The 20940-nt window shown below is 59.6% G+C and carries 22 protein-coding genes and 1 other RNA gene; 12 read left to right on the top strand and 11 right to left on the bottom strand.

Annotation, left to right across the window (positions count from 1 at the left end; all coding sequences use genetic code 11):
* Positions 1 to 239 precede the first annotated feature (239 nt).
* Positions 240 to 596, bottom strand: an RNA gene (gene rnpB / locus B7O88_RS07560) — RNase P RNA component class A.
* A 65-nt stretch (positions 597 to 661) separates the two neighbouring features.
* Complete coding sequence (gene rsmI / locus B7O88_RS07555; protein ID WP_088274807.1) at positions 662 to 1507, bottom strand: 16S rRNA (cytidine(1402)-2'-O)-methyltransferase; 846 nt, start codon at positions 1505 to 1507, stop codon at positions 662 to 664.
* 149 nt (positions 1508 to 1656) lie between these two features.
* On the opposite strand from rsmI, the gene B7O88_RS07550 reads away from it, so the two are divergent.
* From B7O88_RS07550 to B7O88_RS07535, 4 genes are read left to right on the top strand one after another with little or no spacing between them, the layout of a single operon-like run.
* Positions 1657 to 3480 carry a penicillin-binding protein activator gene (locus B7O88_RS07550; protein WP_088274805.1) on the top strand — a complete coding sequence of 608 codons (1824 nt, stop codon included), beginning with the start codon at positions 1657 to 1659 and terminating at the stop codon, positions 3478 to 3480.
* Positions 3480 to 3854 carry a YraN family protein gene (locus B7O88_RS07545; RefSeq protein WP_088274803.1) on the top strand — a complete coding sequence of 125 codons (375 nt, stop codon included), beginning with the start codon at positions 3480 to 3482 and terminating at the stop codon, positions 3852 to 3854. Before B7O88_RS07550 ends, B7O88_RS07545 begins: the two co-directional genes overlap by 1 nt.
* An 11-nt stretch (positions 3855 to 3865) precedes the next feature.
* Complete coding sequence (locus tag B7O88_RS07540; RefSeq protein WP_088274801.1) at positions 3866 to 4459, top strand: phosphoheptose isomerase; 594 nt, start codon at positions 3866 to 3868, stop codon at positions 4457 to 4459.
* The gene (locus B7O88_RS07535) at positions 4456 to 5022 is read left to right on the top strand and encodes a BON domain-containing protein (protein ID WP_088274799.1); all 567 of its coding nucleotides are present in this window, start codon (positions 4456 to 4458) and stop codon (positions 5020 to 5022) included. Before B7O88_RS07540 ends, B7O88_RS07535 begins: the two co-directional genes overlap by 4 nt.
* Before the next feature lie 50 nt (positions 5023 to 5072).
* Here B7O88_RS07535 and B7O88_RS07530 read toward each other — a convergent pair whose 3' ends face one another.
* The 7 genes from B7O88_RS07530 to rplM all read right to left on the bottom strand — a co-directional run bounded on the left by B7O88_RS07530 (position 5073) and on the right by rplM (position 10000).
* On the bottom strand, positions 5073 to 5480 hold the full coding sequence (locus B7O88_RS07530; protein ID WP_088274797.1) for a ClpXP protease specificity-enhancing factor: 408 nt from the start codon (positions 5478 to 5480) through the stop codon (positions 5073 to 5075).
* A 24-nt stretch (positions 5481 to 5504) separates the two neighbouring features.
* Positions 5505 to 6140, bottom strand: a complete 636-nt coding sequence (locus tag B7O88_RS07525; protein WP_088274795.1) for a glutathione S-transferase N-terminal domain-containing protein — start codon at positions 6138 to 6140, stop codon at positions 5505 to 5507.
* A gap of 158 nt (positions 6141 to 6298) precedes the next feature.
* Complete coding sequence (locus tag B7O88_RS07520; protein ID WP_088274793.1) at positions 6299 to 7087, bottom strand: cytochrome c1; 789 nt, start codon at positions 7085 to 7087, stop codon at positions 6299 to 6301.
* Positions 7087 to 8310: a cytochrome b gene (locus B7O88_RS07515; protein WP_088274791.1), complete on the bottom strand. Its 1224-nt coding sequence runs from the start codon at positions 8308 to 8310 to the stop codon at positions 7087 to 7089. Before B7O88_RS07515 ends, B7O88_RS07520 begins: the two co-directional genes overlap by 1 nt.
* Positions 8310 to 8903, bottom strand: a complete 594-nt coding sequence (petA, locus tag B7O88_RS07510; RefSeq protein WP_088274914.1) for a ubiquinol-cytochrome c reductase iron-sulfur subunit — start codon at positions 8901 to 8903, stop codon at positions 8310 to 8312. Before petA ends, B7O88_RS07515 begins: the two co-directional genes overlap by 1 nt.
* 265 nt (positions 8904 to 9168) lie before the next feature.
* The gene (gene rpsI / locus B7O88_RS07505) at positions 9169 to 9561 is read right to left on the bottom strand and encodes a 30S ribosomal protein S9 (RefSeq protein WP_088274789.1); all 393 of its coding nucleotides are present in this window, start codon (positions 9559 to 9561) and stop codon (positions 9169 to 9171) included.
* Between the two features lie 10 nt (positions 9562 to 9571).
* A complete protein-coding gene (gene rplM / locus B7O88_RS07500) occupies positions 9572 to 10000 on the bottom strand; it encodes a 50S ribosomal protein L13 (RefSeq protein ID WP_088274787.1) in 429 nt (142 codons plus the stop codon).
* 264 nt (positions 10001 to 10264) lie between these two features.
* On the opposite strand from rplM, the gene B7O88_RS07495 reads away from it, so the two are divergent.
* Together B7O88_RS07495 and B7O88_RS07490 are read left to right on the top strand one after the other, a co-directional pair.
* On the top strand, positions 10265 to 11305 hold the full coding sequence (locus B7O88_RS07495; protein WP_088274785.1) for an NADP(H)-dependent aldo-keto reductase: 1041 nt from the start codon (positions 10265 to 10267) through the stop codon (positions 11303 to 11305).
* Positions 11306 to 11427: 122 nt separating this feature from the next.
* A complete protein-coding gene (locus B7O88_RS07490; protein ID WP_088274783.1) occupies positions 11428 to 12444 on the top strand; it encodes a GlxA family transcriptional regulator in 1017 nt (338 codons plus the stop codon).
* A gap of 1 nt (position 12445) precedes the next feature.
* Here the strand turns inward: B7O88_RS07490 and zapE are convergent, their stop codons facing one another.
* Together zapE and B7O88_RS07480 are read right to left on the bottom strand one after the other, a co-directional pair.
* On the bottom strand, positions 12446 to 13537 hold the full coding sequence (zapE, locus tag B7O88_RS07485; protein WP_088274781.1) for a cell division protein ZapE: 1092 nt from the start codon (positions 13535 to 13537) through the stop codon (positions 12446 to 12448).
* Positions 13538 to 13602: 65 nt separating this feature from the next.
* Positions 13603 to 14235: an alpha/beta hydrolase gene (locus B7O88_RS07480; protein WP_088274779.1), complete on the bottom strand. Its 633-nt coding sequence runs from the start codon at positions 14233 to 14235 to the stop codon at positions 13603 to 13605.
* Positions 14236 to 14478: 243 nt separating this feature from the next.
* Here B7O88_RS07480 and B7O88_RS07475 point away from each other — a divergent pair, with 243 nt between their 5' ends.
* The 6 genes from B7O88_RS07475 to B7O88_RS07450 all read left to right on the top strand — a co-directional run bounded on the left by B7O88_RS07475 (position 14479) and on the right by B7O88_RS07450 (position 20822).
* Positions 14479 to 14940 carry a Z-ring associated ZapG family protein gene (locus tag B7O88_RS07475; protein ID WP_088274777.1) on the top strand — a complete coding sequence of 154 codons (462 nt, stop codon included), beginning with the start codon at positions 14479 to 14481 and terminating at the stop codon, positions 14938 to 14940.
* A 39-nt stretch (positions 14941 to 14979) separates the two neighbouring features.
* Complete coding sequence (locus B7O88_RS07470; protein WP_088274775.1) at positions 14980 to 16113, top strand: ABC transporter permease; 1134 nt, start codon at positions 14980 to 14982, stop codon at positions 16111 to 16113.
* On the top strand, positions 16107 to 16901 hold the full coding sequence (locus B7O88_RS07465) for an ABC transporter ATP-binding protein (RefSeq protein ID WP_088274773.1): 795 nt from the start codon (positions 16107 to 16109) through the stop codon (positions 16899 to 16901). The genes B7O88_RS07470 and B7O88_RS07465 overlap by 7 nt, the downstream gene beginning before the upstream one ends.
* 6 nt (positions 16902 to 16907) lie before the next feature.
* Entirely contained in the window at positions 16908 to 17846 is a 939-nt protein-coding gene (locus B7O88_RS07460; RefSeq protein ID WP_088274771.1) for an MlaD family protein, read from the top strand.
* Positions 17843 to 18457, top strand: coding sequence for an ABC-type transport auxiliary lipoprotein family protein (locus B7O88_RS07455; RefSeq protein WP_088274769.1), 615 nt, complete (start codon positions 17843 to 17845; stop codon positions 18455 to 18457). The genes B7O88_RS07460 and B7O88_RS07455 overlap by 4 nt, the downstream gene beginning before the upstream one ends.
* A 151-nt stretch (positions 18458 to 18608) precedes the next feature.
* Entirely contained in the window at positions 18609 to 20822 is a 2214-nt protein-coding gene (locus tag B7O88_RS07450) for a TonB-dependent siderophore receptor (RefSeq protein ID WP_088274767.1), read from the top strand.
* The last annotated feature ends 118 nt before the right edge of the window (positions 20823 to 20940 follow it).

Raw genomic sequence — 20940 nt, 5'->3', positions numbered from 1 at the left:
ACATAACACCACTTTGCGACACTATAGAAATGCACCTATACAGCGTCAAGAGCCGCACAGAGGAAAAAAACCTTGCACAGCAGTGGTTTAGGTGGTTTTAGCGGGAATATGGATGCAAAAGAGGGTATCAGGAAGCAACAAAAAATAACCAAAGCAAAAAGATCGCCTCACAAGTTAAAGTGAATTGTGAGGAGTAAGATTTTTTTGCTCTAAGAAGAAGTAAGTCACACAGGAAGGAAAATAAGAGTTGGCCTGTAAGCCGGGTTCTGTCGAGGACAGTCATTCCTCTGGGATCGCCATCACTGACAACCTCTAGCAACCTACCCGAATCCAGTGCGGGCCACACCGACGGATTCCTATTTGGTCTTGCTCCAAGTGGGGTTTACCACGCCACAGACTGTTACCAGCTGCGCGGTGCGCTCTTACCGCACCTTTTCACCCTTACCGGCGCTTGCGCGCTTAGGCGGTTTGCTTTCTGCTGCACTTTCCGTAGGCTCGCGCCTCCCAGGCGTTACCTGGCACTTTGCCCTATGGAGCCCGGACTTTCCTCCACGACACTACTTGCGTAGCGCCACAGCGACTGCCCAGCCAACTCTTGGCGGCAAGATTAGCGGGCGGAGCGGCGCAGGGCAAGCATTGCTTTAACCGCCACCCCAATCTATTAGGCGCCGCGCTCCAGTGCGATCTGATACAACAGGTTCTTGCGCACCCCGGTGATCTCTGACGCCAGCTTTGCAGCCCGCTTGAGCGGCAACTCCGCCAGCAGCAGATCCAGCACCCGCAGCGCCTCGTCACCGACCGCATCGGCTTCCGGCGCAGGCGCCCCCTCCACCACCAGCACACACTCACCGCGCTGCTGATCCGAATCGCCCGAGACCCACTTAACCAGCTCAGAGAGCGGCGCCGCACGCAGGGTCTCGAAGGTCTTGGTCAGCTCGCGAGCCAGCAGTACCCGCCGTTCGTCTCCCAGCACCTGTTGCATGTCCTGCAGACACTCAAGCAAACGGTGCGGCGCCTCGTAGACCATCCAGGTCCGGTCTTCCGCTGCCAGCGCCTGCAAACGCTGCCGGCGCCCGTGAGCCTTGGCAGGAAGAAACCCCTCAAAGGCAAAGCGGTCCGACGGCATGCCCGCCGCACTGAGCGCGGCAATCAGGGCGCAGGCCCCAGGCACAGGAGATACTCTGACACCAGCCTCGCGCGCCTGACGCACCAGGTGGTAACCGGGGTCGGAGATCAGCGGCGTACCGGCATCGGAAATCAAGGCAACATCATCACCGGCCAGCAGACGCTCAACCAGCCGCTCGCCCTTATCCCGTTCATTATGGTCATGACAGGCCGTCATCGGCGTATCAATACCGAAATGCTGCATCAGCCTGGCGCTGTGGCGGGTGTCTTCGGCAGCAATCAGGCGGACATCCTTGAGCACCTGAAGCGCCCGCGGGCTCATATCCTGAAGATTACCGATCGGCGTAGCCACCACAAAAAGAGTACCGGCAACAGTGGTCATGGGATTTCCTGAACGCAATTTGTGACGCATTGTACAGCAGCTGCCCGGGGTGTGCCGTGCACCTTGGAGATTGCACGTCTGCTTGGGTACAATGACGCCACCCGACCCGCCGGCCTTTCGCCCCAATCCCGCTCGTAAGGACACCTCGCATGCACCGCTCCATTCGCCTGTCGACCCTGGCTCTGACACTGACCACAGTGCTGGCCGGCTGTGCTTCCGCACCGAAAAGCCTGGACGAGCTGCCCCGCACACCCGATGCCTCGGTTGAAGAAATTCTGAAAAGTGCCGCCCGCCATGACGGTGCCGAAGCCAACCTGCTCCGCCTGCACGCCGCCCAGACCGCATTGAACAACGGTAATCCCGAGCAGACCCTGCGCGTCCTCGAGGACATTCCGCAAAGCGCCCTGCCAGCAGACCAGCAGATTCGATTCAGCGAGCTGCAGGCCACCAGCGCGATGGCCCTGGGTGACAGCCTCACGGCACTGACCGCAATCAAGCACCCGTCCCTTGAGCAGCTCGACATCCGCCCCCTGCACGAACAGCTGCGCATTCAGCAGTTGCGCGCAGATATACTGGACGCCAACGGGCAATACATCGAAGCAGCCCGGGAGCGCGTCTTTATTCACAGCCTGCTTGACCCGAGCCAACAGGCTGCTAACAACCAGGCAATCTGGGACAGCCTGACCCAGGCGAAAACCCAGACACTGCAGACGGCCAGCGAAGGCGCCAGCGGTGAATTCGCAGGATGGCTTGAGCTGGCACTGATTACCCGCAATCAGCGCAATCTGGACCTGCAAGTCCGGGCGCTGAAGGCCTGGAAGGAAAGCCATGCAACCCATCCCGCCGCCAATCGCCTGCCCGACTCGATCCAGCAAATCGAAGCGCTGCAGGCGAGTCGCCCAACCCACATCGGCCTGCTGCTGCCCTTCAACGGGCCACTCGCCAGCGCAGCACAGGCGCTGCGTGATGGTTTCCTGGCAGCGCAGTACCAGGCGCAAAGTCAGGGCATCAGCCAGCCTCAGGTCACCCTTTATGACAGCACCGAGTACAGCCAGGCCATCGACGCGCTGAATCAGGCCAAGCGCGAAGGCGTTCAATGGATGATCGGCCCCCTGGAGAAAGACAAGGTCGCCCAACTGGCCAGCAGCGGCGCACTGCCGCTGCCGACCCTGGTACTGAACTACGCCGAACAGGCCACCTCGGACAGCAGCATCTATCAGTTCGGGCTCGCCCCGGAAGACGAGGCTCGTTCTGCGGCCATTCGTGCCTGGAACGACGGCAAGCGCCGCATGGCCACCCTGAGTACACGGGACGACTGGAGCCAGCGCGCCAACCGTGCCTTTATCACTGAATGGGAGCGCCTCGGCGGCATCCTGATAGGTCAGGAGCTGGTAGACCAGCCCGCAGCTGTTGCCAATCAGATGGGCGAATTGCTGAAAATCAAGCAGAGCGAGAATCGAGCAAACCGCATCAGCAGCATCCTCGGCGACGTACTGGCCCAGCCCACGCCACGTCAGGACCTGGATGCCCTGTTCCTCGCAGCAACACCCTTGCAGGCACGCCAGATCAAGCCAACCCTGGCGTTCCAGTACGCAGCCGACCTGCCTGTTTACGCGACATCGCACGCCTATCAGATCGACTCTAGCGGCATGCAGAATACCGACCTTGACGGCTTGCTGATCGCCGAGATCCCCTGGCTGCTGGAGCAGAACGATCCACTGTATTCCGACGTCACCGGCAACTGGCCCCAGGCAGGAGGGGCTCTGGGACGCCTTTACGCCATGGGTGTTGATACCCAGCGCATCTTTGCCCGCCTGCCCCAGATGCGCGAATACCCGGATACACGCATAGAAGGCGCGACCGGCGAACTGACGCTGGACAGCACCGGGCGAATTCAGCGCCTGCTACCCTGGGGCCAGATCCGCAATGGGGTCCTTGAACCTGCAGCACCGAGCGACAGCGGCGCCCTCTGATGCCGCATCCGACCAGCCGGCAGCAGCTGGGCAATCTCGCCGAGCGCATGGCTGAACAAATCATGTGCAACGCAGGTCTATCCTGTCTGGCACGCAATTATAGGTGCCGACAGGGCGAGCTTGATCTGGTCATGCGCGACGGCGATACAGTAGTATTCGTCGAAGTGCGCTACAGGCAGCAGAGCCATTGGGGAAGCGCAGCAGAGAGCGTTAATCGGGCCAAGCAGCATCGCCTGATTCATACCGCGCAGCACTATCTGCTGAACACGCCCCGCCTGGCCAACCAGCCCTGTCGTTTTGACGTCATAGCCGCCGAAGGCGACCCTTCGAATCCGAAGTCCTACCACTGGATTCGAGAGGCATTCACTTGCTAGCGAGTTTCCCTATGGACATGCAACACCGCATCAGACAGCTTTTTACCGATAGCATCGAAACCAAGACCCGCGCGATGGACGTGCTCGGCCCCAGCATCGAGCAAGGTAGCCAGATGATGGTCAACGCGCTGCTCAGTGAGGGCAAGATCCTTACCTGCGGCAACGGCGGCTCCGCGGGTGACGCGCAGCACTTCTCCTCCGAGCTGCTGAACCGCTTTGAACGGGAACGCCCAAGCCTGCCGGCAATCGCTCTGACTACCGATGCATCAACCATTACCTCGATCGCCAACGATTACAGTTACGAAGAGGTATTCTCCAAGCAGATCCGCGCACTCGGACAACCCGGCGATATCCTGCTGGCGATCTCGACCAGCGGCAACTCTGCCAACGTCATGCAGGCCATTCAGGCTGCACACGATCGCGAGATGCACGTTGTTGCGCTGACCGGCCGCGATGGCGGCGCCATGGCGTCACTGCTGATGCCTGAGGACGTAGAGATCCGCGTTCCGGCCCGCTCGACCGCACGCATCCAGGAAGTCCATCTGCTGGCGATTCATTGCCTGTGCGACCTGATTGACCGTCAACTGTTCGGGAGCGAGGAATGAAACGACTGTCAGCCATTGCTCTGGCTCTGATGCTTGCCGGCTGCAGCTCTGTCCTGACAGCCACACGCGATACGCCCATTCAGGACAACCACGGCACCCGCACCATCGGCAGCAGCATCGATGACCAGTTGATCGAGACCAAGGTTGCGGTCAACGTCAACAAGGCCAACACCGCAATTGAAACAGAAGGCCGCATTGTAGTTACCAGCTACAACGGCGTAGTGCTACTGGCCGGCCAGGTGCCGCGCGGCGACCTGATTGCCACCGCTGGCGAAGCCGCCAAGCAGGTGCAAAGGGTCAAGGTGGTTCACAACGAACTGACCGCCGGCCCGCGCCTGTCACTGCTGGCGCGCAACCAGGACGGCCTGATTACCGCCAACCTGAAGACCCGCCTGCTGACTGACGGCACCATCCCCGGCACACGCATCAAGGTCGTCACCGAGGCCGGCGTGGTTTATCTGATGGGACTGGTCACCCACCACGAGGCCAACCTTGCGGTAGCACAGGCCCAACAGATTGGCGGCGTCCAGCGCATCGTCAAGCTGTTCGAATACCTCGACTGACCCATCATCAGCAGCCCACAAAAAAACCCGCAAAGCGGGTTTTTTTGTGGCTACTTGACGACCTTCAGCGACGGACGACCGCCACCCTCTGGCCGCGGCGGCTGTGGCGGCTGATCATCACCGTCAGCCTCATCCGGCGGCGGGGTACTGGGCTCCAGTTCGAACACCATACCCTGACCATTCTCCCGGGCGTAGATGGCCATAACCGCGCCCAACGGAATCCATACCTGCTGAGCGACCCCGCCAAAACGACCGTCAAAGCTGATCAACTCGTTATCCATGTGCAATTCACGCACGGCACTTGGCGACAGATTCAGCACGATCTGCCCATCCTCGACAAACGCGGTCGGCACAGCCGTGTCCGGGTACTCCGCGTTGACCAGCATATACGGGGTGCACTGGTTATCCAGAATCCACTCATACAGGGCGCGCACCAGATAGGGGCGACTGGAACTCATTGCAACCACAGGCGCGTCCTCCAATCAGTTGGTCTTCATATCCCGCTCGGCCGCCGACAGACTGGCAATAAATCCCTCACGCTGGAAGATCCGCTCCATGTAGTCGAGCAACGGCTTGGCCTGCTTGGGCAACTCGACACCCAGCTCCGGCAAACGCCAGAGAATCGGGGCAATGCAGCAGTCCACCAGACTGAACTCTTCACTCATGAAGAAAGGCATTTCGGCAAATACCGGAGCGACTCCGATCAGACTCTCGCGCAATTCCTTGCGGGCACGCGTTACCTCTGCAGCAGCGCTCTTCGGATCAACGATGACATCAACCAGACGGCACCAGTCACGCTGCACGCGATACATCAGCAGGCGACTGTTGGCACGCGCGACAGGATAAACCGGCAACAATGGCGGGTGCGGGAAACGCTCGTCCAGGTACTCCATCATGATATTGGGCTCATACAGCACCAGATCACGATCAAGCAACGTGGGTACATTGTTATAGGGATTATTCTCGGCAAGCTCCTGCGGATGATCGCCAGGCTCAACGTTAATCACGTCAACGGTAACCCCCTTTTCTGCCAGCACAATCCTGACCCGATGGCAGTAGTGATCCCGGGGGTCAGAGAAAAATGCCATGGAGGAACGCTTGTTGGCGGTTACGCCCATATGTAAACCCTCATCCTTATTCGGACTGCGGCAGGCGCCAAACTGACACCTAAAAGCACAAAGCGCGCAGTCAGGCTGCGCGCGCAGAGCGCCATTATACCCCAGAAACAAGTGCGCGCCCTCAAGGGGCGCGCACAGATCATCCAGACCTCAGAAGATCAATGGACATCTCGCCAGTATTCGCGCTTCAGCAGATACGCAAACACGAACAGGAAGGCCAGATACAGCAGCACGTACACACCGATGCGGTGACGCTCCAGCTTGATCGGGTCTGCCGAGTACGCCAGGAAGGTGACCAGGTTGCGCACAGTGGTATCGAACTCTTCCTCAGTCTGGGTACCGGTACCCGGAACCACCGTCAGAACGTCACACTGCTCCTGCTTCATGATCTCACCACTGAGGGTGTCGCGCATGACCTTGCCGCTGTCGTCCTTGACCGGCATGGCCTTGCAGCCGATCACCTGACGACCCTGCAGCTCAGCCAGCACGTTCGGCATACCGACATTCGGGAATACCTTGTTGTTGGCACCCAGCGGACGAGCAGGATCTTCATAGAAGGTACGCAGGTAGGTGTACAGCCAGTCATTACCACGAACACGGGCAACCAGCGTCAGATCCGGCGGCGCAGCACCGAACCATTTCTTGGCATCCGAAGGACGCATGGCGTTCTTCATATGGTCACCGATCAGAGTACCTTCGGTGAACACCAGGTTATCGAGCATCAGCTGCTCAGGAATACCCAAGTCGGTAGCAACACGCTCGTAACGCTGATACTGCGCAGAGTGGCAACCCATACAGTAGTTGACGAAGGTGCGCGCGCCATCCTGCAGTGCGGCCTTGTCGGTCAGATCGATGTTGGCTTCATCCAGGTGGTAACCACTACCGCCAGCCGCGAAGGCTACGGTCGGCACCAGAGCGAACATCAGGGCAATAAGTTGTTTTTTCATTAGCCAGTAACCCTCTCCGGAACCGGTTTGGTCTTCTCCATCCGGGTGTAGAACGGCATCAGGATGAAGAAGGCGAAATACAGAACGGTACAAATCTGCGACAGCAATGTGCGACCGGGAGTCGACGGAATCGCGCCCAGCACACCCAGGATGACGAAGCACACGCAGAAGATGACCAGCCACAGCTTGCTCATCCAGCCTTTATAGCGAATGGAGCGAACCGGGCTACGGTCCAGCCAGGGCAGTACAAACAGGATTGCAATGGCAGCGCCCATCGCCAGAACACCCGGGAAGGCAGAGCCGGCAATCGAGGGAACCGCACGCAGAATCGCGTAGAACGGCGTGAAGTACCAGACCGGCGCAATGTGATCAGGCGTCTTCAGCTGGTTGGCGATTTCAAAGTTCGGCTTCTCGAGGAAATAGCCACCCATCTCCGGGAAGAAGAACACAATGGCACAGAACACGAACAGGAAGACCACAACACCGACAATGTCTTTAACGGTGTAGTACGGGTGGAAGGCGATACCATCAAGCGGCTTGCCATTCTCGTCCTTGAACTTCTTGATATCGATACCGTCAGGGTTGTTGGAGCCCACTTCGTGCAGCGCGATGATGTGCAGCACAACCAGGCCCAGCAGAACGATCGGCAGCGCGATAACGTGCAGCGCGAAGAAGCGGTTCAGGGTGATACCGGAGATCAGGAAGTCGCCACGTACCCATTGCGCCAGATCCGGACCGATGAACGGAATTGCACCGAACAGGGAGATGATCACCTGAGCACCCCAGTAGGACATTTGCCCCCAAGGCAGCAGGTAACCCATGAAGGCTTCACCCATCAGCACCAGATAGATCAGCATGCCGAACAGCCAGATCAGCTCACGCGGCTTCTGGTAGGAGCCGTACATCAGGCCCCGCAGCATGTGCAGATACACCACCACGAAGAACGCAGATGCGCCGGTCGAGTGCAGGTAACGCAGCAGCCAGCCGTACTCCACATCACGCATGATGTACTCAACGGAGGCGAAGGCACCGTCAGCAGAGGGCTCGTAGCTCATGGTCAGCCAGATACCGGTAACCAGCTGGTTAACCAGCACCAGCATGGCCAGCGAGCCGAAAAAGTAGAAGAAGTTGAAGTTCTTGGGCGCGTAGTACTTGGTCAGGTGATCTTCCATCACCTGATTGACGGACATCCGCTCGTTCACCCATTGCATCAATTTATTCATCAGGCGCTCTCCTGATCCACGCCGATCACGATTACGTCATCAGACTCATATGAATAGGGCGGTACCGGAAGATTCAGGGGCGCAGGCTGGCCCTTGAAGACGCGACCGGACATGTCGTAGTGAGAGCCGTGGCAAGGGCAGAAGTACCCGCCTTTCCAGTCGGCACCCATGTCGGCAGCGGCCACTTCCGGCTTGAACAGCGGAGAGCAACCCAGGTGGGTACATACGCCCATCACTACCAGCAGCTCAGGCTTGATCGCGCGCGTCTTGCCATCCACATAGGCCGGCTGAACGGAAGCCTGGGAGTTGGGATCGGCAACAACCGAGTCCATCTCGTCCAGGACCGCAATGGCCTCAGGGGTCCGATGCGAAACAAACACGGGCTGACCGCGCCATTCGACAACGATCTGCTGACCCAGCTCGATCTTGCTGATATTCACCTTTACCGGCGCACCAGCCGCCTTGGCTCGGGCGCTGGGGAACCAAGCCCCCACGAAGGGGACTGCGGCCCCTACTGCTCCGGCGGCACCAACCACACTCGTGGCGGCCACCAGGAAGCGACGCCGGCCATTATTCACGCCGTCATTACTCATCCAGTCGTCTCCCATCAGCTAATTTCTGGACCTTTTCAGAAGGCCTTTTGAAGTGTTGAACAGCCTGCACAAAATGAAACCGATGGTAATGAAAAACCCCTTTTTTGACAAGGTGATATCCACTCCCAGCACGGCCGACACTATACCGAATTCGCGCCCAATCAGGGACTTGCATCTAACCATAGCAGGCGCGACACCTTGCCGCAGATACGAAAACGCCCGGCACTCCTTCCGGAGCCCGGGCGTTTTGCAGCGCAATACGAGATTAACGCTTGGAGTACTGCGGACGCTTACGCGCCTTGCGCAGACCGACTTTCTTACGCTCAACTTCACGAGCGTCACGGGTAACATAACCCGCTTTGCGCAGCGCGCCGCGCAGTGTTTCGTCGTATTCCATCAGAGCACGAGTGATGCCGTGACGGATGGCACCGGCCTGACCGGAGATACCGCCGCCGCTGACAGTCACGTAGACGTCGAACTTCTCGGTGCTCTCGGTCAGCTCGAGCGGCTGACGAACAACCATGCGAGCCGTTTCGCGACCGAAGAAGTTCTCCAGGCTGCGATTGTTGATAGAGATATTGCCAGAACCCGGACGCAGGAATACGCGAGCGGTGGCAGTTTTACGACGGCCAGTGCCGTAGTTTTGTGTCGCCGACATGGTGAACTCCTTAGATCTTCAGTTCTTGGGGCTGTTGTGCAGCATGCGGATGAGAAGCGCCTTTGTAGACCTTCATCTTCCGGTACATTGCACGACCCAGGGGGTTCTTGGGCAGCATGCCTTTGACAGCAGACTCGATAACACGCTCAGGAGCGCGCTGGATCAGCTTTTCAAAGTTGATGGACTTGATACCACCCGGGAAACCGGAGTGGCTGTAGTACATCTTGTCCTGAACCTTGTTACCGGTTACGTGTACTTTCTCGGCATTGATGATGACGATGTAGTCACCGGTATCAACGTGAGGGGTGTATTCGGGCTTGTGCTTGCCGCGCAGACGTGAAGCAACCTCGGTTGCCAGACGACCCAGAGTCAGACCACTGGCGTCGACGACGTACCAATCACGTTTTACGGTTTCAGGTTTTGCGCTGAAGGTTTTCATTAATCCTAGCCTCAGAGGCCGCTTTCAAAAGAAGACGGCAAATCTTACAGAGTGAAATGTGTTTTTACAAGACAACAAAGCCTAGAACAGACACTCAGTGGGGGCTGCGTGGGTCTGGGTGGCATCTGTGCTGTAAACAACAACGACAGGCTAGGCATCCTGTCGAAAGTGGCGGGCATTATGCCAACCAGCAAAAAAAATACAACCCTTATTTATTCTTATGATCAATAATGAAACGTCCTTTCGGCAATCAAGGAGCACTTCATGCAATACCGCCCTCTAGGCCGCAGCAACCTCAAGGTCAGCGCATTGTGCTTAGGCACCATGACCTGGGGCGAACAGAACACCCAGCAGGAAGCCTTTGCCCAGATTGACCGGGCTCGCGACGCTGGCGTCAACTTTATCGATACTGCCGAAATGTACCCGGTGCCGCCCAAGGCAGAAACCAGCGGCGCAACCGAAACCATCATTGGCAACTTCTTCCAGCAACGCGGTGAACGCGAGAAATGGATCCTTGCCAGCAAGATTACCGGCCCCGGCAACGGCATCAGCCATCTGCGCGGAGGCCGTACGCGCTTCACCCGCGAGCATATCAACCAGGCTATCGAAGGCAGCCTCAAGCGACTGCAGACAGACTACATTGACCTGTATCAGCTGCACTGGCCGGACCGGCAGACCAACTTCTTCGGCCAGCTCGGCTACCGCCATAATCCGGACGACGAGCTGACCTCCTTTGAAGACACCCTGGAGGCGCTGGACGCTCTGATCAAGGCCGGCAAGGTACGCCATATAGGACTGTCGAACGAAACCCCCTGGGGCGTCAGTCGCTTCCTGCATCTAGCGGAATCCCGCGGCTGGCCGCGCATGGTCTCGATCCAGAACCCCTACAACCTGCTCAACCGCACCTATGAAATCGGCCTGGCCGAGATGTCCATGCGCGAGCAGATCGGCCTGCTCGCCTACTCACCGCTCGCCTTTGGCGTGCTGACCGGCAAGTACCTCAACGGCCTGCGCCCGGAGAAGGCGCGCATCACCCTGTTCGAACGTTTTGTGCGCTACAGCAATCCGCAAGCCCAGAAAGCCTGCGCCCGCTATGTTCAGCTTGCCCGCGACCACGGTATGGACCCGGCACAAATGGCCCTGGCCTTCGTCACCCGCCAGCCGTTCGTGACCAGCAACATTATTGGCGCGACCAATATGGATCAGCTCAACCGCAACCTGAGCAGCATCAACATGGGCCTGACCGACAGCGTACTGAGGGCGATCTCCGAGATCCATCAGAGCCAGCCGAACCCGGCACCCTGATCCTGTTGCGGCCGCCCGCCAGGGGCGGCCGCTACTTGACCCAAACGTCTCAAACGGTAGACACTGCCGACGCACGGCCATTTCGGCCATATCTGTCCGATTCAGCCTAAAACGACAACAAGATGCCAAAGCAACCGGCGGCAACACTGCGCCAGGTCGCCATTCTCGCGACCGACTTCACCGTTACTTCGACCCTGGCCCAGGCCCGGGATGTCTTTTACATGGCCAGCCTGAATACCGGCCGCCAGCTTGGTCAGGGGCTGACACCCGGATTTGAGGTGCTGACGGTAACGCCCGACGGTCAGCCGGTTACCGGCTTCAGTCGCGACCCGATCCATGCCGACGCCAGCATCCATGACGTCAAGCCACAGCTGATCATTCTGCCCTCCTTCTGGGCCGATTTTGACCAACTGCACGGGCAGTACCCCGAGGTCGCCCCCTGGCTGCAACAGCAAAGTCAGGCAGGAGCCCTGATCGGCGCCGTTGCCCTGGGTGCATTCTGGCCGGCCGCAGCCGGCCTTCTCGACGGTCGGGAGGCAACCACTTACTGGCGCTTTCACGACGAATACCAGCGGCGCTTCCCGGCAGTGGACCTGCAGCGCGACAAACACCTGACCGACGCAGGGGGCGTGCTCTGCGCCGCCGGCATCAGCTCGGCAAGAGACCTGTTCGTGCACCTTGCGGAGCGACTGTGCAGCCCTGAGGTATCGCGCACCCTGGCCCGCGATGCGTTTTACGAAGTACAGCGCAACTACACGCCCGGCGTAATCGGATTTGGCGGCCAGAAGATGCATCACGACCTGCCGATCCTGCAAATTCAGCAGTGGCTGGAACAGCACTTTGCGGAGAAGTTTCGCTTCGAGGATGTAGCCAGCCGTCACGGCATGAGTATTCGCAACTTCATGCGCCGCTTTCACCAGGCTACCGGGGACAAGCCGCTGCACTACCTGCAGCGACTGCGAATCGGAATGGCAAAAACCCTGCTGATTACCAGCAGTCAGAGCATCAAGACCATCAGCTACGAAATCGGCTACGACGACGCCAGCTTCTTCGCCCGCCTGTTCAGACAGCACACCGGCATGTCACCCAACCAGTACCGTCGAGCCTATCTGCAGGGCAGCCGTGAACCGGCTGCCTGAATCAGGGTTTGTGCGGACGCGCAAGAAACTCGTGTGACTGCATTTCCAGCAGACGGCTCAGCGTGCGCTGGAACTCGAAATCCAGGCGTCCGCCGGAATAGAGATCCTTAAGCGGCACTTCGGCAGACAGAATCAGCTTGACGTTACGGTCATAGAACTCGTCGACCAGGTTGATGAAGCGACGCGCCATGTCATCCTTGGCAGCCCCCATCTGTTCAACATTGGAAATCAGCACCGCGTGGAAGATGCGGCCCAGCTCAATGTAGTCGTTCTGGCTACGCGGGCCATCGCACAGCTCACGAAACTCGAACCAGGCGACATCCTCACAGACCCGCACCGACTTGATCGGGCGGTTCTCGATGATCAGTTCCTCGGCCTCGACAACTTCATTGATATCGGGCACCAGACTGTCGAAGCTGCGCTTCAGGCTGCCATAGGCGTCGCAATCCAGCGGGTAGTGATACAGCTCCGCCTGCTCAAGTGCGCGCAGACGGTAGTCGACGCCGTTGTCCACATTGACCACATCGGTGTGACGATTGAGCAGGGCAATGGCAGGCAGAAAACGCGCGCGCTGCAAGCCATCCTTGTACAAGCCATCGGGCACGATGTTGGAGGTTGCCACCAGAGTCACGCCCTGGGCGAACAACTCTTCCATCAAACTGCCCAGAATCATGGCATCGGTAATGTCGGAAACAAAGAACTCGTCAAAACAGATGACGCGCGCCTCGCTGGCAAACTGCGCCGCGATCAGCTTCAGCGGATTCTTTTCGCCCTTCAAGCCCTTGAGCTCGTGATGCACCCGCTGCATGAAACGGTGAAAGTGCGTGCGCATCTTGCGCTCGAAGGGCAGCGCATCAAAAAAGGTATCGACCAGATAGGTCTTGCCGCGCCCTACGCCACCCCAGAAATACAGGCCCTTGACCGGTTCCGGCTTGCGCTTGCGAAACCGCCCGAAAAACCCTGTGCGTTCGCTTTCGCTGCGAATCAGATCATCGAATAGCCGCTGCAGATGCTGAACCGCACGCTCCTGAGCAGGGTCGTGAAAGAAGTCGGGGCGCTGAAGATCGGCCTTGTATCGTTCAAGGGGAGACATGCACGCAATACCAGTAGGGACATCGAAGGGAGCGATACTCTAACGCCAGCATCGCCCCTTGGCAATCAAGCCTGATCCGTCAGAACCCGCTCCACTTCGGCTTTAAGCAGCACCAACTTGCCGTGAAAGAAGTGCCCGGTGCCGGCAAAGCGGACAACCTCAGCCCCGCGCTCGTCGGCGAAGGCTGCGTAAACAGCCTCAGGTGCGACCACGTCATCGTCCTCGCCCATCATGACGCTGGCCGGCCCTGCCAGCGGCTTGAGCGCGGCGAAATCCTGCTTTTCAACCGACGGTGCGACCAACACCAGACGCTCGGGCCATTGGGCCAGTCGCGTCGCCGCCGCAGCGGCGACGAAGCCGCCAAAGGAGAACCCCATCAGCCACAGACGCGATACGTCCTCGTGCTGCAGGACCCAGTCAATCACCGCCAGGCAGTCATCCACCTCGCCAATGCCATAGTCGTGCTGCCCGGCACTGGTACCCACGCCGCGAAAATTGAAACGCAGGGTACTGGCCCCCAGATCCCGTGCTGTGCGCATCAGGGTATGCACTACCTTGTTGTGCATGGTCCCGCCCTGCACGGGGTTGGGATGACAGATCACTGCCAGAAGTCCGGGCACATCGCCACGGGTCAGCAGCGCTTCAAGAGGACCACACGGCCCTTCGATAACAATTGACTCTTCACTCGCTCTGGACATGACCGACTCCGTGACTACTGCGTGGGCTGGGGCGTCGCATCAGCGGAACCAGAGGGTGCTGCGACACTCAAACGCCGTATTCTGAACCCTGCCTGACAACACTGACAAGTTGCCTGCCCCCCACCATCGTTTAGGTGCAAATGCCCTAGCCTTGGCCGGCAAATGTCGTTACCGTAACCACATGGTTCGGACAGGCAGCACCCGCTGGACTGATAGCACCAACCTAAAGATGAGGGACCCAAGGTGGAAGCAAGCGAAAACCTGTGGATTGCAGCAGCCATTGCACTGGCAGTGGGCGTCGTCGTCGGCATCGTGCTGGCGCAGGTATCCCGGCGCGTCAGCGGCGGCAGTAATAGCAGCGCGCAGGCCCAGCTGGAGAGCCTGCAACTGCGTTTTGAAGAGTATCAGCAGGAAGTGGCCGCCCACTTCAAGACCACCGCCACCCTGGCCAGCCGCCTGAATCGCAGCTATCAGGACATTCAGGAACACCTTACCCATGGCGCCGTTGAGCTGGCACCCGACGACATGACGCGTCAGCGTCTGCTGGCCGCGCTCGATCAGGATGCCGGCATCGTGCACAGTTCGTCTCGCTCCCAGGCAGAACCGGCATTCGACACCCTTGAGCCGCCGCGCGACTATGCGCCCAAGGACGCCGCTGGCCCGGGCACCCTGTCCGAAGACTTCGGCATCAAACGCAAGCCATGACCCCCGAGCCTGCGCCTCCCAACGGCGCAGGCATCCCCAATGCCCGATACATCTCCCTTTATTCGCCTACCGGACGCCCAGTGCGACAGCCTGTGTCTGGCCGGCGACTGGACCCTGGCCAATTACGCCGAGCTTCGCAGCCTGATCGCCGACCTGCCGGGTGATGCGGTAAAGCAGGCCCGGATTGACCTCAGCGACATCGCTCACATCGACACCGCAGGCGCGCAGCTGATCTGCGACATGTTAGGCGTTGACCGGCTGCAACAGGTCCTGAGTGGGGACACCGGCCTGAACCGGGAACGTCAGACACTGCTGGCCCGTATCGCAACGACCTGCCCACCGGGCCCCGATCCGGAGCAGGCAGCCGCAAATCCGCTGGTTGAAATGCTCGAGCGCATCGGTGTCAGCATGGGACAGCACTGGGCCCACGTCATCGAGCTGCTGGGCTTTATTGGCCTGACCCTGAGCGGACTGTTTAGCAGCCTGTTCCGACCCCGCAGCTGGCGCCCTACCGCCATCGCGGTACAGATTGAACAGACCGGGCTAAATGCGGTGCCGATCGTCGCCCTGCTGACGTTCATGGTCGGCGCGGTCATCGCCTTCCTCGGCGCCACCGTCTTGCAGACCTTCGGCGCCAGCATTTACACCGTAGACCTGGTGGCATTTTCCTTCCTGCGCGAATTCGGCGTGCTGTTGACCGCAATTCTGATGGCAGGCCGGACCGCCAGCGCGTTCACCGCACAGATTGGCTCGATGAAATCCAATGAAGAAATCGACGCTATTCGCGCCCTCGGTCTCAACCCGCTTGAACTGCTGGTGTTGCCACGGGTCATCGCCCTGCTGATTACCCTGCCGGCGCTGACCTTCATCGCCATGCTATCGGGCTTGCTGGGTGGCGCCATGGTCTGCGCCTTCAGTCTGGACATCTCGCCGGTCATGTTCCTCAACCTGCTGCACGACGATGTCGGTGTGCAGCACTTCCTGCTGGGCATGGCCAAGGCGCCGGTATTTGCCTTTCTGGTCGCCATCATTGGCTGCCTTGAGGGCTTCAAGGTCTCGGGCAGCGCCGAATCGGTCGGAGAGCACACCACCTCCAGCGTGGTGCAATGCATCTTTGTGGTGATTCTGGTCGATGCGCTGGCCGCCCTGTTCTATATGGAGATGGGATGGTGAACACAACCGTAGCCAAACCCATCGTTGAGGTACGCGGCCTGGTCAACCGCTTCGGCAAGCAGACCGTGCACGACAACCTCGACCTCGACATCATGCCGCGGGAGGTACTTGGCGTAGTCGGCGGCTCCGGTACCGGCAAGTCGGTATTGCTGCGCTCGATCGTCGGCCTGCGCCGTCCTAACGCCGGTTCGGTAAAGGTGTTTGGTCAGGACCTGCAAACCCTGTCGGAGGAACAGCGCTCGTTGCAGGAGCGCCGCTTCGGCGTGCTGTTCCAGTCCGGCGCGCTGTTTTCCTCGCTGACCGTGGCCGAAAATATTGCCCTGCCGCTGGTTGAGCATATTGGCCTGAGCCGCCGCGACGCCGACCACCTGGCTCGCATGAAAGTGCTGCTGACAGGGCTGCCAGCGGAGGCTGCCGACAAATATCCATCCATGCTGTCGGGCGGCATGGTCAAGCGTGCCGCACTGGCCCGTGCGCTGGCACTGGACCCCGACATCCTGTTTCTCGACGAGCCCACCGCGGGTCTCGACCCCATTGGTGCAGCCGCGTTTGACCAGTTGATTCGCACCCTGTGTGATGCGTTGGGGCTGAGTGTGTTTCTGGTTACCCACGACCTCGATACCCTCTACGCCATCTGTGACCGGGTCGCGGTGCTGTCCCAGAAGCGCGTCCTGATCGCCGACACCCTGGAGCGCGTTGCCCAGACCGACGACACCTGGGTACAAGACTACTTCCACGGTCCGCGCGGACGTGCCGCCGCGTACCAACACCTTGCAGCAGAAGAGTAAAGAGCCATGGAAACACGTGCCAACCATGTGTTGATCGGTTTGTTCACCGTGCTCTCGGCGCTGGCAGCCATCGTCTTTGCGATCTGGCTGAGCAACTCGAGCACCGCGGATGACCAGCGTTACTACACCGTTGTCTTCAAGCAGTCGGTCACAGGTCTGTCACGCGGCAGCGCGGTGCAGTTCAGCGGTATCCGTATTGGCGAGATCACCGAGCTGGGGCTTGATGCCGACGATCCGCGCATTGTACGTGCGCGCATCCGCATCGACTCCAGTGTCCCGATCACCCGGGCAACCAAGGCACGGCTGTCCTTCACCGGCATTACCGGTACCTCGGTGATCGAACTGACGCACAACGACCCTGACAGCCCGCCGCTGACAGCCGCGAAAGGGCAGGATCCGATTATCGAAGCCATCCCGTCCCCTATCTCCGCCCTGCTCGCCAACGGCGAAGACCTGATGACCAATATCAACAAGCTGATCGTCAGCGCCCGCAAGGTGCTGTCCGAGGAAAACGTCAACAGTTTCAGCATGACGCTTGAAGGTCTCAATCAGGCAACTCACAGCATTGCCAACCCCGACGGTAACGTGCAGCAGTTGCTGGCAGAACTGCGCGCTACCAGCAAGGCAGCGACCGAAACCCTGGAGCGAAGCAACCAGATGATCGCGCGCACCGACCAGCTGCTCAGCAACGATGGCGCCGCCACTCTCGCAAGCGCCCGTCAGGCCATGGACTCCATAGCCGAAACCAGTAGCCAGCTTGAAAAGATCCTCAGCGAAAACCGCAACGCACTGAGCAGCGGAGCCCAGGGCCTGGGTCAGCTTGACCCGGCGCTCAACGACCTGCGCAATACCCTGGCCGACCTCAGATTACTCAGCCGCCGCCTGCAGGACGATCCAACCCGCTTCCTGCTCGGCCGCGAAGCGCAACAGGAGTTCACCCCATGACCCGTATCCGCCTGGCCGCCGGACTGCTCGGACTGACGCTGATGTCAGCCTGCTCGGTGCTACCCGAGAGCGAGCCGCTGACCACCTATCAACTGCCTGCACCTCGGCTGGCCACGAGCAGCCAGCCTCCGCTGCCCCACTCGCTGCGCATCATTACGCCGACTGCCAGCTACTCGCTGCAGACCCCAAGGATCATGGTGACGCCTGAGGGCAATACCCTGACCAGTTACCAGGGTGCGCGCTGGACCGACCCTAACCCCGTTCTGCTGCGTGAACATCTGGTGCAGGCGTTCCAGCAAAGTGGCAGCTTCAAAAGCGTCAGTACCGAGGTTCATGCGCTGCAGACCGACATCCAGCTCTACAGCGACCTGCGCCAGTTCCAGACGCTGTACCGGGGCGACAGTGTCAGTGCCATCATCGAGCTGGATGCCAAGCTGGTTGATCCCGGCTCACGCGGCGTCATTGCCAGCCGTCACTTCCGCGTCAGTCAACCGCTGACCGACACCGCCGTGCCCGCCGTGGTCGACGGCCTCAGCAGTGCCGCCGATACCCTGGCCCAGCAGCTGCTCGACTGGAGCCGCGCCACCCTGCGGCAAGATCAAGCGCAGTAATCCCGGACCGCGGGCACCCTGGCGGTGCTCGCAGACCAACCCTCCCCACTCCGCAGCAACCCAAGTCAGTCACTCTTTGCGTTCCGCTCAATATGTAAATACAATGCGAACGATTCTCATAATCACTAGCATATAAAAAGGAGCGCGTTACATGCCGACCACTACCTCCCCATGTCAGCAAACCTCCCGGGGAATTCGCCCGCTGACTCTGGCAATTCACCTTCTAGCCGCCGGCTCAGCCGTCACTGTTCTTCCGGTCGCTGCGCAGACCGCCAGCGAAGAAGACGTGCTGCTCGCACCAATCAGCGTCACCGGCCAGGGACAACGCAGCACAACCACCGAGGGTACCGGCGCCTACACCGCCGAAGCTGCGCGCACCGCAACACCTTTGACTCTCTCCCTTCGCGAGACCCCCCAATCGGTTACCGTGGTCACCCAGCAGCAGATTGAAGATCAGAATCTGCAAACCATTCTGGATGTCGTAAACAACACCGTCGGTGTATCGGTCAACCGCTACGAGACCAGTCGCGCCCAGTTCAACGCCCGCGGTTTCGACATCAACGCCCTGATGATCGATGGCGTGCCGACCATCTGGGAGCAGCCGTGGAGCTCCGGCGAGATCTTCAGCAGCTTGGCCATGTATGACCGCGTCGAGGTGGTACGCGGCGCCAACGGTCTGATGGCCGGTGTGGGCGATCCGTCCGCCTCACTGAATATGGCGCGAAAGCGCGCGAACAGCACCTATCTGACCGGGTCTGTGGAAGTCAGCGGCGGTACCTGGGATACCTGGGGAACCCTCGGAGACGTGTCCTTCGCAGTCAACGAGGCCGGCACTGTGCGCGCCCGTCTGGTCGGCGAATACAACGATGGTGACAGCTGGATCGACTTGCACAGCAACCAGCGCGAAACTCTGTACGGCACCATGGACATCGACCTCACCGAGAACACAACACTGTGGTTCGGGCTGAGCCGCCAGGAAAACAATTCCGACTCGCCCATCTGGGGTGGCCTTCCGGTATGGTATGCAGACGGCTCACGCACTGACTGGAATCGCTCTAAAACCACCTCTGCCGACTGGAGCAAGTGGGACAGCAGCTACGAGACCCGCTTCATCAATCTCGATCACCGCTTCGGTAATGACTGGCAGCTGAATCTCAGCTATACCCGGGGTGAACGCAACGCCGAATCCCGCCTGTTGTACCTCTCCGGCAACCCGGACAGGACAGGTACCGAACCGATGAGCAGCTTCCCCGCCATATACGAAACCCGAACAGTGCAGGATGACTACAGCATTCGTCTGGATGGTCCGATCACGCTGTTTGAACGCGAGCATGACCTTGCCTTCGGCTATATCCACAGTGAGCAGAAGTTCGACGCCGACACACGACAAGCGCTGACCGGTTACGGCGGCGTCGCCGACTTTGACAGCTATGACGGTGATTTCCCGGAACCGGTCTGGGGCAACCTGATCACCTACGGTTACGGTGACGTTACTCAGCACGGACTTTACGCAGCCACCCGCCTGAACATCACCGACGATCTGAAGGTGATTCTGGGCGCACGGGACAGCAACTACGAGAAAGAAGCTGACGATATCTATTCCGCGGTCAGCAAAACCGACGTCAACCACGAGCTGACACCCTACGCCGGCGTCGTCTACGACCTGACCGACAGCGTGTCGGCCTACGCCAGCTACACCGATATCTTCCTGCCCCAGTCCGAGCGCGATGCCAACGGCCAGCAGATTGAGCCGATTGTCGGCAAGAGCTATGAGCTGGGTTTGAAAAGCGAACTGTTCGACGGCCGATTGAACGCCTCCGCCGCCATCTTCAAGATCGAACAGGACAACCTGGCTGTCAGCACCGGGGTAGTGATTCCGGGCAGTCCGACTGGCGAACTTGCCTATGAAGCCAGCGAAGGCGCTACCAGTAAGGGCTTCGAACTGGAGATGTCTGGCGAGCTGACGCCCGGCTGGAACATCGGTGCTGGCTATACCCAGTTTGAAGTCGAAGACGCTGACGGCAAAGCCGTCAACACCCTGTACCCGACAAAATTGCTGCGCACCTTCACTACTTACCGCTTCTCGGGTGAGTGGAATCGCTTGACCATTGGCGGCGGCGTCAACTGGCAGGACAGCATCTATACCTATGCAACCAACCCCGACGATCAACTGGAGAAAATCGAGCAGGACGCCTACGCACTGGTCAACCTGATGGCGCGCTACGACATCACTGACAACCTGTCGGCGCAGCTAAACGCCAACAACGTCACCGATGAGAAGTACTTCGACATCTTCGACGCCTATGGCGCATTGACCTACGGCGCTCCGCGCAGCGTGACAGCGACGGCCAAGTACCGCTTCTGACCTCCCTTGCCTCCCCCGGTCATCCGGGGGAGGCAAGCGCAAGACGCCGCAGGCGCGTCTCATTCCGCCCCTCGGCCATTGGCTGCGTATACGCGCTATGCTGAACACCTGTCTGCGT

The organism is Halopseudomonas aestusnigri (assembly GCF_002197985.1).
In the GTDB taxonomy this organism is placed as follows: Bacteria; Pseudomonadota; Gammaproteobacteria; order Pseudomonadales; family Pseudomonadaceae; genus Halopseudomonas; species Halopseudomonas aestusnigri.
This window is presented reverse-complemented; position numbering and strand designations above follow the sequence as displayed.

Coding starts and splice junctions, on each gene's coding strand:
- rsmI (WP_088274807.1), bottom strand. CDS start 1,507: ATGACCACTGTTGCCGGTACTCTTTTTGTGGTGGCTACGCCGATCGGT.
- B7O88_RS07550 (WP_088274805.1), top strand. CDS start 1,657: ATGCACCGCTCCATTCGCCTGTCGACCCTGGCTCTGACACTGACCACA.
- B7O88_RS07545 (WP_088274803.1), top strand. CDS start 3,480: ATGCCGCATCCGACCAGCCGGCAGCAGCTGGGCAATCTCGCCGAGCGC.
- B7O88_RS07540 (WP_088274801.1), top strand. CDS start 3,866: ATGGACATGCAACACCGCATCAGACAGCTTTTTACCGATAGCATCGAA.
- B7O88_RS07535 (WP_088274799.1), top strand. CDS start 4,456: ATGAAACGACTGTCAGCCATTGCTCTGGCTCTGATGCTTGCCGGCTGC.
- B7O88_RS07530 (WP_088274797.1), bottom strand. CDS start 5,480: ATGAGTTCCAGTCGCCCCTATCTGGTGCGCGCCCTGTATGAGTGGATT.
- B7O88_RS07525 (WP_088274795.1), bottom strand. CDS start 6,140: ATGGGCGTAACCGCCAACAAGCGTTCCTCCATGGCATTTTTCTCTGAC.
- B7O88_RS07520 (WP_088274793.1), bottom strand. CDS start 7,087: ATGAAAAAACAACTTATTGCCCTGATGTTCGCTCTGGTGCCGACCGTA.
- B7O88_RS07515 (WP_088274791.1), bottom strand. CDS start 8,310: ATGAATAAATTGATGCAATGGGTGAACGAGCGGATGTCCGTCAATCAG.
- petA (WP_088274914.1), bottom strand. CDS start 8,903: ATGAGTAATGACGGCGTGAATAATGGCCGGCGTCGCTTCCTGGTGGCC.
- rpsI (WP_088274789.1), bottom strand. CDS start 9,561: ATGTCGGCGACACAAAACTACGGCACTGGCCGTCGTAAAACTGCCACC.
- rplM (WP_088274787.1), bottom strand. CDS start 10,000: ATGAAAACCTTCAGCGCAAAACCTGAAACCGTAAAACGTGATTGGTAC.
- B7O88_RS07495 (WP_088274785.1), top strand. CDS start 10,265: ATGCAATACCGCCCTCTAGGCCGCAGCAACCTCAAGGTCAGCGCATTG.
- B7O88_RS07490 (WP_088274783.1), top strand. CDS start 11,428: ATGCCAAAGCAACCGGCGGCAACACTGCGCCAGGTCGCCATTCTCGCG.
- zapE (WP_088274781.1), bottom strand. CDS start 13,537: ATGTCTCCCCTTGAACGATACAAGGCCGATCTTCAGCGCCCCGACTTC.
- B7O88_RS07480 (WP_088274779.1), bottom strand. CDS start 14,235: ATGTCCAGAGCGAGTGAAGAGTCAATTGTTATCGAAGGGCCGTGTGGT.
- B7O88_RS07470 (WP_088274775.1), top strand. CDS start 14,980: ATGCCCGATACATCTCCCTTTATTCGCCTACCGGACGCCCAGTGCGAC.
- B7O88_RS07465 (WP_088274773.1), top strand. CDS start 16,107: ATGGTGAACACAACCGTAGCCAAACCCATCGTTGAGGTACGCGGCCTG.
- B7O88_RS07460 (WP_088274771.1), top strand. CDS start 16,908: ATGGAAACACGTGCCAACCATGTGTTGATCGGTTTGTTCACCGTGCTC.
- B7O88_RS07455 (WP_088274769.1), top strand. CDS start 17,843: ATGACCCGTATCCGCCTGGCCGCCGGACTGCTCGGACTGACGCTGATG.
- B7O88_RS07450 (WP_088274767.1), top strand. CDS start 18,609: ATGCCGACCACTACCTCCCCATGTCAGCAAACCTCCCGGGGAATTCGC.